The organism is Nocardia sp. NPDC051832 (genome assembly GCF_040681285.1).
Classification (GTDB): domain Bacteria; phylum Actinomycetota; class Actinomycetes; order Mycobacteriales; family Mycobacteriaceae; genus Nocardia.
The window spans coordinates 421173-436932 of the sequence record NZ_JBFAYL010000003.1 but is presented as its reverse complement, the minus strand read 5'-3'; the positions used below and the strand labels follow the sequence as shown (position 1 = coordinate 436932).

At 68.2% G+C, this 15760-nt stretch carries 19 protein-coding genes; 12 read left to right on the top strand and 7 right to left on the bottom strand.

Features of this window, described 5'->3' with window-relative positions; genetic code table 11:
- Positions 1-27: 27 nt before the first annotated feature.
- The 5 genes from urtB to AB0M14_RS19775 are packed head-to-tail and all read left to right on the top strand — an operon-like array spanning position 28 to position 4321.
- Positions 28-912: an urea ABC transporter permease subunit UrtB gene (urtB, locus tag AB0M14_RS19795; protein ID WP_364996942.1), complete on the top strand. Its 885-nt coding sequence runs from the start codon at positions 28-30 to the stop codon at positions 910-912.
- Positions 909-2054, top strand: coding sequence for an urea ABC transporter permease subunit UrtC (gene urtC, locus AB0M14_RS19790; protein ID WP_364996939.1), 1146 nt, complete (start codon positions 909-911; stop codon positions 2052-2054). The genes urtB and urtC overlap by 4 nt, the downstream gene beginning before the upstream one ends.
- The gene (gene urtD, locus AB0M14_RS19785) at positions 2051-2884 is read left to right on the top strand and encodes an urea ABC transporter ATP-binding protein UrtD (protein ID WP_364996937.1); all 834 of its coding nucleotides are present in this window, start codon (positions 2051-2053) and stop codon (positions 2882-2884) included. Before urtC ends, urtD begins: the two co-directional genes overlap by 4 nt.
- On the top strand, positions 2884-3576 hold the full coding sequence (urtE, locus tag AB0M14_RS19780; RefSeq protein WP_364996934.1) for an urea ABC transporter ATP-binding subunit UrtE: 693 nt from the start codon (positions 2884-2886) through the stop codon (positions 3574-3576). Before urtD ends, urtE begins: the two co-directional genes overlap by 1 nt.
- Positions 3577-3583: 7 nt before the next feature.
- Positions 3584-4321, top strand: coding sequence for a GntR family transcriptional regulator (locus AB0M14_RS19775; RefSeq protein WP_364996931.1), 738 nt, complete (start codon positions 3584-3586; stop codon positions 4319-4321).
- 15 nt (positions 4322-4336) lie between these two features.
- Here the strand turns inward: AB0M14_RS19775 and AB0M14_RS19770 are convergent, their stop codons facing one another.
- A complete protein-coding gene (locus AB0M14_RS19770; protein WP_364996928.1) occupies positions 4337-5227 on the bottom strand; it encodes a nuclease-related domain-containing protein in 891 nt (296 codons plus the stop codon).
- Between the two features lie 242 nt (positions 5228-5469).
- Here AB0M14_RS19770 and AB0M14_RS19765 point away from each other — a divergent pair, with 242 nt between their 5' ends.
- Entirely contained in the window at positions 5470-6006 is a 537-nt protein-coding gene (locus AB0M14_RS19765) for a carboxymuconolactone decarboxylase family protein (protein WP_364996926.1), read from the top strand.
- A gap of 3 nt (positions 6007-6009) precedes the next feature.
- Here the strand turns inward: AB0M14_RS19765 and AB0M14_RS19760 are convergent, their stop codons facing one another.
- Positions 6010-6771 carry a TetR/AcrR family transcriptional regulator C-terminal domain-containing protein gene (locus AB0M14_RS19760; protein WP_364996923.1) on the bottom strand — a complete coding sequence of 254 codons (762 nt, stop codon included), beginning with the start codon at positions 6769-6771 and terminating at the stop codon, positions 6010-6012.
- A 128-nt stretch (positions 6772-6899) separates the two neighbouring features.
- On the opposite strand from AB0M14_RS19760, the gene AB0M14_RS19755 reads away from it, so the two are divergent.
- The gene (locus tag AB0M14_RS19755; RefSeq protein WP_364996920.1) at positions 6900-7277 is read left to right on the top strand and encodes a VOC family protein; all 378 of its coding nucleotides are present in this window, start codon (positions 6900-6902) and stop codon (positions 7275-7277) included.
- Positions 7278-7292: 15 nt separating this feature from the next.
- Here AB0M14_RS19755 and AB0M14_RS19750 read toward each other — a convergent pair whose 3' ends face one another.
- Positions 7293-8144 (bottom strand): SDR family oxidoreductase, encoded by an 852-nt coding sequence (locus tag AB0M14_RS19750; RefSeq protein ID WP_364996917.1) that lies wholly within the window; start codon positions 8142-8144, stop codon positions 7293-7295.
- Between the two features lie 99 nt (positions 8145-8243).
- Here AB0M14_RS19750 and AB0M14_RS19745 point away from each other — a divergent pair, with 99 nt between their 5' ends.
- On the top strand, positions 8244-8642 hold the full coding sequence (locus tag AB0M14_RS19745) for a helix-turn-helix domain-containing protein (protein ID WP_364996914.1): 399 nt from the start codon (positions 8244-8246) through the stop codon (positions 8640-8642).
- Positions 8643-8681: 39 nt separating this feature from the next.
- Complete coding sequence (locus tag AB0M14_RS19740) at positions 8682-9101, top strand: PPOX class F420-dependent oxidoreductase (protein WP_364996911.1); 420 nt, start codon at positions 8682-8684, stop codon at positions 9099-9101.
- Here AB0M14_RS19740 and AB0M14_RS19735 read toward each other — a convergent pair.
- Genes AB0M14_RS19735 through lpdA form a run of 3 tightly spaced genes read right to left on the bottom strand, consistent with a single transcriptional unit; the run spans position 9094 to position 11695 of the window.
- Positions 9094-9795, bottom strand: a complete 702-nt coding sequence (locus AB0M14_RS19735; RefSeq protein WP_364996909.1) for a polysaccharide deacetylase family protein — start codon at positions 9793-9795, stop codon at positions 9094-9096. The two genes, AB0M14_RS19740 and AB0M14_RS19735, sit on opposite strands and share 8 nt — an antisense overlap.
- Positions 9796-9814: 19 nt before the next feature.
- A complete protein-coding gene (locus AB0M14_RS19730; RefSeq protein WP_364996907.1) occupies positions 9815-10258 on the bottom strand; it encodes a hypothetical protein in 444 nt (147 codons plus the stop codon).
- Between the two features lie 33 nt (positions 10259-10291).
- On the bottom strand, positions 10292-11695 hold the full coding sequence (gene lpdA / locus AB0M14_RS19725; RefSeq protein WP_364996904.1) for a dihydrolipoyl dehydrogenase: 1404 nt from the start codon (positions 11693-11695) through the stop codon (positions 10292-10294).
- Positions 11696-11848: 153 nt separating this feature from the next.
- Here lpdA and AB0M14_RS19720 point away from each other — a divergent pair, with 153 nt between their 5' ends.
- Positions 11849-12904: an AraC family transcriptional regulator ligand-binding domain-containing protein gene (locus tag AB0M14_RS19720; RefSeq protein WP_364996901.1), complete on the top strand. Its 1056-nt coding sequence runs from the start codon at positions 11849-11851 to the stop codon at positions 12902-12904.
- Positions 12905-12979: 75 nt separating this feature from the next.
- Positions 12980-14023 carry an NADP-dependent oxidoreductase gene (locus AB0M14_RS19715; RefSeq protein WP_364996898.1) on the top strand — a complete coding sequence of 348 codons (1044 nt, stop codon included), beginning with the start codon at positions 12980-12982 and terminating at the stop codon, positions 14021-14023.
- A gap of 5 nt (positions 14024-14028) precedes the next feature.
- On the opposite strand, the gene AB0M14_RS19710 is transcribed toward AB0M14_RS19715, so the two are convergent.
- The gene (locus AB0M14_RS19710) at positions 14029-15009 is read right to left on the bottom strand and encodes a membrane dipeptidase (RefSeq protein WP_364996895.1); all 981 of its coding nucleotides are present in this window, start codon (positions 15007-15009) and stop codon (positions 14029-14031) included.
- A 166-nt stretch (positions 15010-15175) separates the two neighbouring features.
- On the opposite strand from AB0M14_RS19710, the gene AB0M14_RS19705 reads away from it, so the two are divergent.
- Positions 15176-15730, top strand: coding sequence for a hypothetical protein (locus tag AB0M14_RS19705; protein WP_364996893.1), 555 nt, complete (start codon positions 15176-15178; stop codon positions 15728-15730).
- The last annotated feature ends 30 nt before the right edge of the window (positions 15731-15760 follow it).

Below are 15760 nucleotides of genomic sequence, written 5' to 3'. Positions count from 1 at the left end.
TCCGGCCGACACCGTTAGGAGTCCTTCATGGATGTGGTTGTCGGGCAGCTCTTCACGGGGTTGAGCCTGGGATCGATTCTGTTGCTCGCGGCGCTGGGCCTGTCGCTGACCTTCGGTCAGATGGGCGTGATCAACATGGCGCACGGCGAGTTCATCATGGCCGGCTGTTACACGACTTACGTTGTGCAGAAGGTCATCTCGTCGGCGGGCGTCTCGCTGTTCGTCTCCCTGCTGATCGGGTTCCTGGTCGGCGGAGCGCTGGGGGCGGCGCTGGAAATGGGCCTGATCCGCTGGATGTACCACCGGCCGCTGGACACCCTGCTGGTCACCTTCGGTGTCGGGTTGGTGCTACAGCAGCTGGCGCGCGACCTCTTCGGCGCGCCCGCCAAGAACGTGCTGGCGCCGTCCTGGCTCAGCGGCGGCGTCGACATCATGGGCGCCGTGGTGCCCAAGACCCGCATCTTCATTCTGGTGCTGGCCGTGGCCGCCGTGACCGTGCTGGCCGTAGTACTGAAGACGACGCCGCTGGGCCGCCGGATCCGCGCCGTGGTGCAGAACCGTGGCCTCGCCGAAACCAGCGGGGTCTCTTCTCGTTTCACCGATATCAGCACCTTCTTCATCGGCTCCGGATTGGCCGGCGTCGCGGGCGTGGCGCTGACGCTGATCGGCTCGACCAGCCCCACCATCGGGCAGAGCTATCTGATCGACGCGTTCCTCGTGGTCGTGATCGGCGGGCTGGGGCAGATCAAAGGCACGGTCATCGCGGCGTTCGCGCTCGGCCTGCTCAACTCGTTCATCGAATACTCGACCACCGCGTCCATCGCGAAGGTCATCGTGTTCGCCGCGATCGTCATCTTCCTGCAGGTCCGCCCGCAGGGGCTGTTCACTGTCCGGACAAGGAGTCTGGCATGACCACACTCACCGAGAAGCTGCAGCGGCACTCTTCGCTGACCGCGTTGAGCGGCTTCGCTTTCGCCGCCGTCCTGCTGTTCGCGGTGGCGCCGGCGGTGCTCAGCGACTTCCGCCTGAACCTGCTCGCCAAGTTCCTGTGCTTCGCCATCGTCGCGGCGGGCATCGGATTGGCCTGGGGCCGGGGCGGAATGCTCACCCTGGGCCAGGGCGTGTTCTTCGGTATCGGCGCCTACGTCATGGCGATGCACCTGCAGATGACCGACGCCGCGCGGCTCGGCAACGACGTGCCGGAGTTCATGGAGATCTCCGGCATCCGCGAATTGCCCACGTTCTGGCAGCCTTTCGCGTCCGCGCCGGTCGCCATCCTCGGCATCCTGATCCTGCCCGGACTGGTGGCGGCGGTGCTCGGCTACGGCGTGTTCAAACGCCGGGTCAAGGGCGCCTACTTCGCCATCCTGAGCCAGGCGCTGGCCGCCGCGCTGGCCATCCTGCTCACCGGCCAGCAAGCCATCGGCGGTTTCACCGGCCTGTCGGACTTCCGGGCGTTCTTCGGCTTCAAGCTGTCGGACCCGGTGAACCGTCAGATGCTGTTCTTCATCGCCGCGGGCACCCTGCTGGTCGTGGTGGCACTGGTGCGCCAGCTCATGCACAGCCGGTACGGGGAACTGCTGGTGGCCGTGCGCGACCAGGAGGAGCGGGTCCGATTCCTCGGATACGACCCGGCCAATATCAAGATCGTCGCGTATGTCGTGGCGGCCTTCTTCGCCGGTATCGCGGGCGCGCTGTTCACCCCGATCGTCGGCATCATCTCCCCCGCCGACATCGGCGTCGTGCCCTCGATCGCCTTCCTGATCGGCGTCGCGATCGGCGGGCGCACCACGCTGCTGGGCCCGGTGCTCGGCGCGATCGGCGTCGCCTGGGCCCAGACCGCGCTCTCGGAACAGTTCCCGTCGGGCTGGACCTATCTGCAAGGTGTGCTGTTCATCGTGGTCGTCGGGTTCATTCCGGCCGGCCTGGCGGGTGTGTGGCCGATGCTGAAAGGCTTCGTGGACAGCAGGTTCCGGCGCTCCCGAACGGCGGTCGTGGTGCAGGAGTCGCCGGCCGTCGAAACCGTCGAGCCGGAGAAGGTGGAATCGCGATGACCACAATCGCCCATGAACCCAAGCTCGGCGGCAACGCGGGCATGGACAGCGAATACCTCGAAATCCGGGGCCTCTCGGTGAGTTTCGACGGATTCAAGGCCGTCACCGACGTGGATCTGACGGTGCTGCAGGGCGACCTGCGGTTCTTGATCGGTCCCAATGGCGCGGGCAAGACGACCTTGATCGACGCGATCACCGGGTTGGTGCCCGCCACCGGCTCGGCCCAGAAGTCGGGCGCGGAGCTGCTCGGCAAGAAGGTGCATCAGATCGCGCGGCTCGGCGTCGGCCGGACCTTCCAGACGGCAAGCGTTTTCGAGCAGCTGAGCGTCTTGCAGAACCTGGATATCGCGGCCGGTGCCAACCGTTCAGCGCTGACGCTACTTCGCCGACGCAAGTCGGTGCTGCCGAGTATCGAAGAGGCACTGGAGATCACCGGACTGGGCGCATTGCGCGACCAGCCCGCCGGTGTGCTCGCGCACGGGCAGAAGCAGTGGCTGGAGATCGGCATGCTGCTGGTGCAGAACGCCTCGGTGCTGCTGCTCGACGAACCGGTCGCGGGCATGAGCGCCGAGGAGCGCGAGGAGACCGGAAACCTGTTGCGCCGCATCGGCGGTGACCGCGTGGTCGTGGTCGTGGAGCACGACATGGACTTCATGCGCGCCTTCGCCACCTCGGTCACGGTGCTGGCCGGCGGCAAGGTGCTCAGCGAGGGCACCGTGGAGCAGGTCCAGGCCGACCCGAAGGTGCAGGAGGTCTACCTCGGCACCGCGGCGGCGGTCGGCACCGAACTCGAAACCGCGGAAACCGCGCACGGATTGGAAGAGGCCTGATGCTCGAGCTGATCGATATCCACTCCGGCTACGGCCGGACCGAGGTGATCCACGGCGTCTCGGTGACCGTGCCCGACGACAGCGTGGTCGCGATCATGGGTCACAACGGCGCGGGCAAGACCACCCTGCTGCGCACCGCGGTCGGCCTGATCGGCACGAAATCCGGGGCGATCCGGTTCGACGGCGAGACCATCACCAAGCTGTCCCCGTCGCGGCGGGTCAAGCGCGGGATCGCCTACGTTCCGCAGGGGCAGCAAAGTTTTCCCCAGCTGTCCACAGCGGAGAACTTGCAGGTCGTGGCCGACGGCCGGAAACGCGGCAAGGCCCTGATCGATGAGGCGCTCGACCTGTTTCCCGCGCTGCGGGAACTGCTCCCCCGCAAGGCAGGCCTGCTCTCCGGCGGCCAGCGCCAGCAGTTGGCCATCGCGCGGGCGCTGATCACCGAGCCGAAACTGCTCATCCTCGACGAACCCACCGAGGGCATCCAGCCGTCGGTGGTCGCCGAGATCGAGCGCACCATCATCGATCTCACCCGGCGCGGCGGCTTGAGCGTGCTGCTGGTGGAGCAGCACATCGGCTTCGCGCTGCAAGCGGCGCAACACTATTACGTGCTGCAGTCCGGACGGGTGAGTTCCACCGGCGACGGTGGCGCGGGCGCGGAGTCCGCGGTCCGCTCGGCGATGGCGATCTGAGTCGCCCATGAGCGGCAGGGGGCGGATATCCCTGGGCGAGCGAGTGTACGACGCCATGCGGCGGGATCTGGCCGCGGGCACGATCGTGCCCACCGAACGGCTGCGGGAGGAGCGACTGGCCGAAATCTACGGTGTCTCACGTACTCCGGTGCGCGAGGCGCTGGCCCGGTTGCAGGCCGACGGGTTGGTCGAGCGCCAATCCGACGGCCTGTACCCGTACCGGCCCCGGCTGGGTGAGCTGGATCAGCTGTACGAGTTGCGCATCCTGCTGGAGACCCGGGGGATTCAGCGCGTGGTGGGCCGGGCGAACGCACCCGCGTCGTTCTCCGGCTGGGAGCCGCGGGAGCCCGGTGCGGCACACGATCTTTCGCTGGTGCACGCGGAGCTCCACAGGTGGAAGCGGCTGCGGGACGATCCGCCCGAGCCCGGGGTCGCGCTGGTCGCCGCCGACGAGCAATTCCACACCACGCTGCTGGCGGCGGCGGGGAACGCGGCGCTGACCGAGGCGCTGTCGTCGGTCTACACCCGGGTGCGGCCGGTGCGGACGCTCGATCTGTATACGCCCGAACGCATCGCCGCGATGACGGCGGATCACATCACGATCGCCGAGCACCTGCTGGCCGGGGATCCGGACACCGCGCTGCGGGCGCTGCTCGCACACCTGGAGACGTCGCGAACCCATGTGCTGGCCCGGGCACAGCAGGCGCTGGAGCTCACGAAACTCGGCCGCGCCATGCGGGATTAGCCAGGGCCGACGGGATCAGCAGGCGGTTTGGAACGGGAAGCAGTTCTTGGGGGTGTAGGGCGGGGGTGACGGGGTGACCGAGGTGGTCTGCGCCGGCGCCGGGTCGGGGTGCGCGGAGCCGTCGACGAAAACCTTTGCCACTACCCAGAACACGAGCATCATGCCGATCACCGCGACGACCACCGCGCCCCACGCGCCTGCTTTCTGCCGTCTGGTCTGCGGGCCCGGGGTGTGCGGCGGACGTTGCGGGCGGGGCGGTTTGTCCGACGGCGTCACCTCGCCGAGCGGGGTGGGTTTCACCTCGTCGAATCCGTCGGCCAGCAATTCCGCCCGCGACGGCGGGTGATCCAGGCCCAGCGCCTGCGCGACGTGGATCACCCGGTCCACGGTCCAGCTACGGGCGGCGGCGGAGAAGCCCTCCAGGTAGATGCGGAGCTCGGTGGCGTCGTCGACGTTCGCGATCACCACGTCGAGGCCGGGCCGGATCGCGGTGCGGGCCGGGCGGACCATCGCGCCGCGTTCGGGGACCAGCACCACGACACCGCAGACGTCCCCGGGATCCTGGAGTGCCCGTTCCAGTTTGGCGCGGACCGCGTACACGCACTGTTCCAGGCGGTCGACGGGATCGGTTTCGCTGTCGTCGAGGTCGGCGGGCGCCGCGCTGACCTGCCACGGCCCCTCGGCGGTGATATTGAGAATTCCGCTCTGCCGCTTGCGGAAACCGCGGATCTCGGCGACGGTGAGGCCGCGCGGGGTGATGACCACCGCGTCGATCTGGCGGGTGCCGTGCACTCCGACGTGCACATCCACCGCGGCGAGGCCGGTGCTCGGGTAGGAACGCAGGCAGTCGACGAACTCCTGTTCGGCCGCCGAGAGCTGCGCTCCCGCCCTGATCTTCACCAGCATCGCTATCCCCTGCCAACCTGTTCGAAGCGCGCGTGGCCGCCCTGCTTCGCCTAACGCACCCGTTCCGATGATGCCCGCCTTACCGGCGCGGGGCCACCGAAAGCCGAGAACTGCAGGGGGATTAGGGACGAGCGCGAACCGGTCGCCCGGGCGGGCGGCTCTCGATCATCGCGGGTTTCACAGGTACGCTCGCCAGCGCTGGCCCAGACGGGCGGGGAACTCCACGTGAGAGGCGAACTGCGATGACGGAACCACGGATCGCCCCTGGCCGGGTCCGCGAGCTCGGGCCCATCAATTGGGTTGTCTGGCAGATTCTTTCACGCGCCGCAGGCACCAGTGACGCACACCTGTTCAGCACGCTCGGCCGCACCGGCGGCCTGTTCCGCGGCTGGCTGCACTACTCCGGCAAACTCATGCCCGGCGGCCGGCTACCCCGGCACGAGGCCGAGCTGGTCATCCTGCGGGTCGCCCACCTCCGGCAGTGCGAGTACGAGATGGATCACCACATCCGGCTCGGCAAGAAGGCCGGTGTGACGCCCGAGATCCTGGAACGCCTGCGCACCGGCCCGGCCGCCGGGGGCTGGTCGGACAAGCACCGGGCGCTGCTCACCGCCGTCGATCAGATCGTGGCGACGCGCGACCTCGACGACACCGCCTGGGCGGCGCTCGCCGCGCACTACGACGAGCGCCGCCTCATCGAAATCGTCCTGCTCGTCAACCAATACGAGGGCCTGGCCTCCTCGATCACCACGCTGCGCATCCAGCGCGACGGGTTCTGAGGCTCAGCGCTCGATCAGCAGCGTCTCCAACCCGTCCAGCACCAGGGCGAGGCCGAATTCCCAGGCGTGGCCGGCGCTGTAGGCCGCGTCCTGGTGCTGCCCGGCGGCCGCGCCGACCCGGGCGGCCACCGGATAACGCTCGGTGTCGAATACCTGTTCCAGCAGCGGCGCGGCGCGTTCCCACCATTGATGGTCGGACATCGTGCTGTCGGCGGCCGCCCGTTCGGTGTCGATGGCGACGCGGGCGACCGAGGTGACGAAGCCGAGTAGATGGGTCAGCGCCGCGTCCATCTCCACATCGCTGAGCCCGATGCGTTCGAAAGCCCGCAATTCGTGGTCGTATTTGGCGGCGACGCCCGGGCCGAGCGGCGGCCGGGTGGTCGGCAGGTAGGCCACCCACGGATGCCGCGCCAGCAGCGCGCGGTTGGCCTCGGCGATCGCGGTGACCCGCGCGCGCCAGTCCAGGCCGGACAGGTCCGGGCGCGGCATCCGCTGGTAGACGGTGTCCAGCATCAGGTCGACCAGTTCGGCCTTGCCCGGCACATAGGTGTAGGTCGCCATCGGCGTCAGCCCGAGCCGCGCGGCCACCGCCCGCATGGTCAGCGCCTCCAACCCGGCCGAGTCCGCGATCTCCAGCGCGGCCGTCACCACCGCGTCGATACTGCTGCGCTGTTTCGGTCCGCGCGCCGGCTTTCCCGGTACCCGCCAGAGCAATTCGAGCGTGCGCGCCGGGTCGCCCGCACCAGTGCGTTCTTTTGCCGCCAAGTCGCCTCCTCCGCTGGGGCCTCGATCGTATCGATGTGACTCAGCTCATAGTGCAGCGGCTCGGAAATTATTCTACAAGGTACAGCGTACTAAGTATAGAGTTTGTTCATCGAGCACGAGGAGGCCGCATGACCATCACCGCATCCACCATCTCCCTCAACGTCGCCGACCCGCAGACCTCGGCGAAGTTCCTGATCGACACCCTCGGCTTCGCCGAGCTGATGTCGGCCGACGGATTCGTCTCCCTCGGCCACCCGGAGGCCGGGATGAGCGTCGTCTACCTGGCCGTCGGCTTGAAATCCTTCAAGCCGACGAACAAGGCGGGCGCGGCGGGCGAGGGCCTGCTGGTCGCGTTCACCGTGGACAACATCGACGCGGAGTACGAGCGCCTGTGCGCCGCGGGCGTGCCGATCGTGACACCGATCGAGACCGAGCCCTGGGGTGAACGCTACTTCCAGATGGCCGATCCGAACGGGATCATCATCCAGCTGGTGCAATGGGTCTGAGGATTTGAGCGGCGGTCAGCTCAGGGCCGCGCGGAAGACCTCGACGGCTGGAGTGGAGGAACGGCCGAGCAGCTTCTGCAGGTCGCCGGAGTCCACGTCGAGGACGCCCTGAGCGATGCCGGTGTCCGCGTCCGCGAGCGCCTTGGCGTAAGGCGCGGGCAGACCTGCGCCCGCCAGGGCCGCCGCGTACTCGGACTCCGGCAGGTTGCCGTAACGCACCGGCTTGCCCGCCGCCTCGGAAATCGCCTGCGCCAGTTCGGCATAGGTGAGGCGCTCGTCGCCGCCGAGTTCGTAGACGCGGCCCGCGTGACCCTCGGAGGTGAGCACCTTGGCGGCGGCTTCCGCGTAGTCGGCGCGGGCCGCCGCGGCGACCCGGCCGTCGCCGGCGGCGCCGTTCAGCACCCCGGTTTCCACGGCGTGCCCGAGGCCGCCGAGGTAGTTCTCCCAGTACCAGCCGTTGCGCAGGATGACATGCGGCACAGTCGAATCCGCGAGCGCGGCCTCGGTGCCGATGTGCTCCTGCGCGAGGATCAGCGGATTGGCGGCGCCCTTCGGGATGCTGGTGTAGGCGAGCAGCTCCACGCCGGCGCGTTCGGCGGCGCGAATCACGTTGGTGTGCTGGTCGACTCGCTTGCCGAATTCGTTGCCCGAGATCAGCAGCACGCGATCGACGCCGGCCAGCGCGCGATCCAACGCGGCGGGATCGTCGTAGGACGCCTGCCGGATCTCGACATCGGGCCCGGCCAGATCGGCGACCTTCTGCGGATCGCGCACGATCGCGACGACCGGAGTGGACCCGGCGCGCACGAGCGCTTCGACGACGAGACGGCCCAGCTGGCCACTTGCTCCGGTGACTGCAACGGTCATGACTACCTCCAGGTTAGGTACTGTTCGACATGCACTAACTAATAGTAAGCACTATTTATTCCGCAAGCACCCCATGTCAAGTCCGGTACTATCGGTTGCATGAGTACCCAGCGCACCCCGTCGGTGGAGGCCGACGACCCCACGCTGGAAGCCGACGTTTTCGCACGGAACTGCACGTCACGTCCGGTTCTGCAGAATGTCGCCAGCCGTTGGGGCACCCTGGCCCTGGTCGCTTTGCGCGAAGGCCCGTACCGGTTCAGCGCTTTGCGCCGCCGCGTCGACGGTGTGAGCGAGCGCATGCTCTCGCAGACCCTGCAGGGCCTGGAACGCGACGGACTGGTGCATCGCGAGGTGCACGAGACCATTCCGCCGCGGGTCGAATACACCCTGACCGACATCGGCGCGCAGGTCGCCGAGCATCTGGAATCGCTGATCCGGGTGCTGGAAACGAACATGCCTCGGATTCAGGAAGCCCAGGCCGCCTACCACCGCGACTGAATCGGGAACGTCCGGCCCGCACCCGCGGTTGACTGTGTTATGGATCTCTCCGAAGCCGTCGATTTCGCCCGCACCGCACGCCGTTCCGTGCTCACCACCATCCGCCGCAACGGCCGGCCGCAGCTGTCCAACGTGCTGCACCTGGTGGGCGACGACGGCGTCATCCGCATCTCCATCACCGCCGACCGCGCCAAGTACCACAACCTGCGCCGGGACCCTTGGGCCGCGCTGCATGTCACGCGTGACGACTTCTTCGCCTACGCCGTCATCGAGGGCACGGTCGAGCTGACGCCGATCGCCGAGAATCCGGACGACGCCACCGTCGAGGAGCTCGTCGCCTACTACCGCGAGGCCACCGGCGAACACCCGGACTGGAACGAATATCGCCGGGCCATGGTCGAGGATCGGCGGGTGCTGGCCCGGTTCACCCCCGCCGGGGCCTACGGCATGCTCAGCTGATCAGCTTCGACACGGTGACGAATTCATAGCCCTGACCCCGCAATTCGGTGACGATCCGCGGGATCGCGGCCAGCGAGTTCGCACCCTGATCGCTCATCACGTGCAACAGCACGATCGATCCCGGCCGCACCTTGCCGGCCGTCTCGGCCACGATCTCGTCCGTCGAGGCGACCTTCCCGGAGTCGGGTTCGACATCCCACATGACCGTCGTCCGGTCGTGGTCGGCCAAATACCTGGGCAGCCCCCACAGCTTCTTCCCATACGGCGGCCGGAACGTAATCGGCCCCTGGTAGCCGGTTTTCGCGATCTCGGCGTCGGTTCGCTCCACCTCGTCCCGCACCGTTCCCGAGGAAACGAGCACCATCCGCCGATGCGAATAGGTGTGATTCCCGATCTCGTGCCCTGCCTGCGCGATCGCCCGCCCGGCCTCGGGGTTCGCCGCCAGATCCCGCCCGTTCAAATAGAACGTCGCCGGAACCCCCGACTCCGCAAGCACTTTCAGGACCTCGGCCGTCTTCCCCGTCGGTCCGTCATCCAGTGTCAGTGCCACCACCTTCGCGCTGGCATCCACCCGATCCACCAGCCGCCCAGCGAGCTGATAGGTCCGCGAATTCATCAGGTAATAGCCGCCGACCGCGACGAGCAGCAGCACGACGAGCAGCAATGCACTACCGAGAAGCAACTTCCGACGCATCAATCCCTCTGTCTCTTGGTCAGCGCCCACCGGTGAACGCGGAGGCGGGGACGAAAAGCTCATGACCGGAGGTGAATTCGATGCGCACGCCGTCCTGGCTCCACTCGACCGCTCGGGATTCGAACGGTTCCGTGCCCGTGGATTGGAGATAGACCGGGTGGCCGTAGGTGACACCCGGGCCGTGTCCGATGAAGATCTTGTCCGGCAGGCGGCGGTTCAGCACCATGCTGTGCTGTTCCGCGATTTCGACGTGGTAGTTCCGGCCCAGGCCGTTCTCGTAGGTGAGGCCGGCGGGCTGAGCATGGCTCTCGTACACCTGGGAACGAATCATCTGGGTGTCGACCAGCGCCAGCACACCCGCGGCCATGAGGGCGAGAACGAAGCCGACGGCCAGCCACAGCCAGGCCATAGAGTTCGACCCGGTGCGGGAGGGTACCCGCACCGGGTCGTTCGAGATCGTCACGAAGTCAGTCTCGCACAGCGGTTTTCGACCGGCTCAGAAGTTGATCATGTGGCCGGCCAGGCCGTGGATCGCTTCCTGCAGGGCCTCGCTCAACGTCGGGTGGGTGTGGACGTTGCGGGCCAGCTCGTTGACCGTGAGGTCCCACTTCTGGGCCAGGGTCAGTTCGGGGAGCAGCTCGGAGACGTCGGGGCCGATGAGGTGGCCGCCGAGCAGTTCGCCGTGCTTGGTGTCGGCGATCAGCTTGACGAAACCGGTCGGGTCGCCGAGGCCGTGCGCCTTGCCGTTGGCGGTGAACGGGAAAGTCGCGACCTTCACGTCGTAGCCTTCGTCGCGGGCCTGCTGCTCGGTCAAGCCGAAGCTGGCGACCTGCGGCTGGCAGAAGGTGGCGCGCGGCATCATGCGGTAGTCGCCGAGGGCGAGGGTCTCCGCGCCGCCGATGGTCTCCGCGGCCACCACACCCTGGGCTTCGGCGACGTGCGCGAGCTGCAGCTTCGCGGTGACGTCACCGATGGCGTAGATGTTGGGCACGTTGGTGCGCATGGCGTCGTCGATGGCGATGGCGCCGCGGTCGGTCAGCTGCACGCCGGTGTTCTCCAGGCCGTAGCCCTCGACGCGGGGCGCGAAGCCGACGGCCTGCAGCACCTTGTCGACGGTGACGGTCTCGACGTTGCCGGTCTTGTTGTCCTTGATCTGGACGGTGACCTTGGAGCCGTCGTCGTCGATGGACTGCACGGCCGCGCCGGTGGAGATGGTGATGCCGAGCTTCTTGTACGCCTTGGTGATCTCCTTGGAGACGTCGGCGTCCTCGTTCGGCAGCGCGCGGTCCAGGAACTCCACGATGCGCACGTCGACGCCGTAGTTCTTCAGGACGTAGCCGAACTCCATGCCGATCGCGCCGGCGCCGACGATGAGGATCGACCCGGGCAGGTCCCGAGTCAGGATCTGCTCTTCGTAGGTGACGACGTTGTCCGAGAGCTGGGTGCCCGGCAGCAGCTTGGTGACGGTGCCGGTCGCGATGATCACGTTGTCGAACGTGATGGTCTCCGAGCCGCCCTTGGTCAACTCGACCGCGAGGGTGTTCGCGTCGACGAAGGAGCCCTTGCCGTCGAACTCGTCGATCTTGTTCTTCTTCATCAGGAAGTGGACGCCCTTGACCCGGCCGTCCGCGACCTTGCGGCTGCGGTCGAACGCGGCGCCGAAGTCGAAGCTCACGTCACCGGAGATGCCGAAGGTCTTGGCTTCCTTGTGGAAAATATGAGCCAGCTCGGCGTTGCGCAGCAGTGCCTTCGACGGGATGCAGCCCACGTTCAGGCACACACCGCCCCAGTATTTCTGCTCGACAATCGCTGTTCGCAGGCCGAGTTGAGCGGCACGGATCGCAGCGACGTAACCGCCGGGACCAGCGCCGAGAACGACGACATCGTAGTGGGAAGTCACGCCCCCGAGCCTAACTCCGTCGCCCCGGGTTAGCCCACCGGTCCCCCCGCAAATACCGGCATCAACCCGCGGCGACCTGGCCGCCCGGTGCGCCGAACAGTATGAACATTCGCCGGACCTGCGACGAGCGTGGGCGCTGGATAGTCTGGGCGGGTGGTTTTCGGCGAGCCGGATGGCGGCAAACGGCTTGCGTTCGATCCGACCGACAGCACGGCCTCGACCCAGCTGGTCCGGTTGGTCCGGGACGCGGCCCGGCACGCGGGGGTCGATCCGAGCCGGCTCGCCGCCATCCACGGCACCGACGACCACTCGTTGAGCGGGGATCTCACCCGGGTGCCCCTGCGGTCGCTGATCCAGCTGTGGGAGGCGCTCGCCGCCGCCCGGCCGGGTCCGGGTGCGGGCCTCGCGGTGGCCGCCGCCGCACCCCTGGGAACCTTGACCACCTGGGACTACCTCGTCACCACCGGGGCGACGCTGGCCGACGCCATGCGCGCCGCCCAGCCGTACCACCGCCTGGTCACCGCCGCCATCGAGGGTTTCGACCTGCGGCAGGACGGCGACCTCACCGTCGGCTTCCGCACCAGCGCGCACGATCCGGCGGCGGCCTCGGTGGTCAACGAATATGTGCTCGCCTACTACCTGCGCCGCGCCCGCGAGGCCACCGGGCGCGCGGTGGTGCCGACCCGCGTCACCTTCGGGCACCCGGCGCCCCGGGAACACGGCGTCCTGGTCGAGGCGTTCGGCACCGCCGCGATCGAATTCGACGCCGAGGCCGACAGCATTACCTTCGCCGCGGCCGATGCCACGGCGCCGCTCCCCCGCGCCGACCCGATGCTGGCCGATCTACTGCGCAGTCACGCGGATCTGGTGCTGGCCTCGGCCCGCCCGCTGCCCAGTCCGCTCGAGGCGTTCCGGATCGCCCTGGCGGCGGCCATCGCGCAGGGCGATCCCACCCTGGCGACGGTCGCGCGGCGGCTCGCCATGAGCCCGCGCAGCCTGCAGCGGCACCTGTCCGAACACGACACCACCTGGCGGCACGAGTACGACTCAGTCCGCTACGAACAGGCGAAAACCCTCCTCGGCGAGGGCCGTCTGACGACCGCCGCGATCGCGAACCGCTTGGGATTCACCGATGACCGAGCCTTGCGGAAAGCCTTCCGGCGCTGGTCGGGGACCTCGCCGTCGCAGCTGCGCGCGCTCTCCGCGTGAGCGTGGCGCGTTTGGACCGGTGCGCGTCATCCGCGGACCTCGGATCGGGTCGCGCTGGCTCATAACGTCATTCGCATGACAAACAACGCGCTCCTGACCGAGACCACCGCCACCCTCCCCACCACCTCGCGGGAGTTCCAGCTGGCCGCGCGCCCGACCGGCGCGCCCACCGCCGAGCACTTCGCCCTCGTCGAGCGGGAACTGCCCGCCCTGGCCGAGGGCCAGATCCTGGTGCGCAACACCTGGATGTCGGTCGACCCGTACATGCGGAGCCGGATGGACGATCGCCCGTCCTACATCCCGCCGTTCCAGCTCGGCGCAGCGCTGGAAGGCTCGGCGGTCGGTACGGTGATCGCCTCCCGCGTCACCGAGATCCCGGTCGGCGCGACAGTTTCGCACTTCGCCGGATGGCGGGAGTACGCGGTGCTCGACGCCGCCTCAGCCACCCCTGTCGACCCGGAACTGGCCGCGCCGCAGCACTACCTGGGCGTGCTGGGCACTACCGGACTGACCGCGTACGCGGCGCTCACCGATGTGGCTCCGGTCCAGCCGGGCGACACCGTGTTCATCTCCGCGGCCGCCGGCGCGGTCGGCAGCGTGGCCGGGCAGATCGCGAAAGCCCTTGGGGCGGGCAAGGTTATCGGCTCCGCCGGTGGGCCGGTGAAGAGCCGGCTGCTGCTGGAGGAATTCGGCTACGACGCCGCGATCGACTACCGCGCAGGCGATCTCGCCGGTCAGCTCGCGGCGGCCGCACCCGAGGGTATCGACGTCTACCTCGACAGTGTCGGCGGTGAACACCTGCGCGTCGCGGTCGACGCCCTGCGCCAGCACGGCCGGGTGGCGCTGGTCGGCGCGATCAGCGGCTACAACGGCGGTGCCGCCGCGGGCGGGCCGGACCTGTACCACGCCGCGACCAAGGAGGCGACGCTGCGCGGCATGCTGGTGAGCAGCTACTTCCCGATCTTCGGCGAATACATCGGCAAGGCCGCGGGCTGGCTGGCCGACGGCACCGTGCGCACCCGGGAAACCGTGTACGAGGGTCTCGAGCAGGCCCCGGCCGCCTTCCTCGGCGTGCTGACCGGCGCGAACACCGGCAAAATGCTGGTCCGCCTCGGCTGAACGGCTCAGTCCCGGAAGACTTCCCCCGCGATGCGGGCGAAGTTGCCGCCGAATACGGCGGCCCGGTCGGACTCGGAGAATCCCCGGTCGGCGAGCACTTCGTCCAGACCGGGGACTTCGCCGTCGCCGAGCCAGTCCTCCGGCGGAGTCCATTGCAGCGGACCGTATTTCGTGTACTCCGCCGAGAAGTTCTCCGGGTGCTCCGCGATCTCCTGGTTGAATTCGTCGCCATCGAACGAGTAGTCCGACCCGACGCCGATGTGCTCGATCCCGACCAGCTCGGCCCCGTACTCGATATGCCGCGCCATCGCCGCCACGCGCTCGGCGCGTTCGGATTCCGCGTTGTGCCCCAGAAAGATTCCTACGCCGTTGATTCCGATCACACCGCCGGTGCGGGCACAGGCCAGCGCCTGTTCGTCGGTGATATTGCGCGGATGTGCCCACAGCGCAGCGAAATTGGAGTGGCTGTAGATCATCGGCGCCGCGGTGAGCTCGGCCATGTCGAGGCCGCTACGCCGGGAGCAGTGCGATCCGTCGACGAACATGCCGGCCGCGTTGAGCGTGCGGACGATGTCGCGCCCGTAGGCGGTCAGGCCGGTGTCCTCGGTGTCCAGGCAGCCGCAGCCGGCGGCATTGGCGTGGTTGTAGGTGGTGGCGAGCGAGCGGACACCGAGCTCGTGGAACATTTCGATGTTGTCGAGGTCGCCGCCCAGTGGCCCGGAGTCCTCGAGATCGAAAGCCAGCGCGATCGACTCGCCCGCGCAGGCGGCGATGTCCCGGTAGCGCTGCACCAATCGGAAGCGGCCGTCGTCGAGGGCGTCCTTGCGGAACAGTTCCGCCATGGCGACCGCGTCCGCGGTCGACTCCGGCGCGTACCCCACGTTGATCGACACGTACGACCCCACCGGATAGCGCGCCGCGTCGGCGATGGCCGCCGACGGCAGTAGCGGCAGGCAGCAGTGCTGCTCCCACACGAAGTGCGGCACTCGGATTCCTTTCCATCGCGGACTATCGATCTCAACGAAAACCGCATCCGCGCAGGTTCCCGGCCCCATTTCGCAACGAACCCGCGACCGATCCGTGCCTAACGGGGTCTCCGATCCGCCCGATCTACCGGGTACCTGATGTTTCTCTGCCGAAGGCTGGTGCGGCATGCGTCGCATATTCTCCCTCTTTGTCGTGCTGTCCGCGCTCGTGACGCTGGCGACCCTGGTGGTCACCGCCGGCCCCGCCGGTTCGACGCCCTCCTACTGCGGCCTGGTCTGGGGTTCGCTGGACAAGTCGGTCCCGTACGGTTCCACCGCCCCGGTGACGAACATCCGTTCCGGCCGGCACCAGTGCTACGACCGCCTGGTCGTCGACCTCGCGGGCCCGGTCTCGGGGTATCGGGTCGGCTACGTGGACCGGGTGACCCAGGACGGTTCCGGCGCCCCGGTCCCGCTGCGCGGCGGCGCTTTCCTGAACGTGGCCGTCTACGCCCCGGCCTACGACAACGCGGGCAACAGCACCTACCACCCCGCCAACCGCACCGAACTGACCGACGTGACCGGCTACAGCACCTTCCGCCAGGTCGCGTGGGCGGGTTCGTTCGAGGGCCAGACCACGGTCGGACTCGGCGTTCGCGCCCGGCTGCCATTCCGCGTGTTCACCCTCGACGGGCCCGGCAACGGCTCCCGGGTGGTGCTCGATGTGGCGCACTATTGGTGACCCGAGCGGCTGCTACTCGTCATCCAGGTG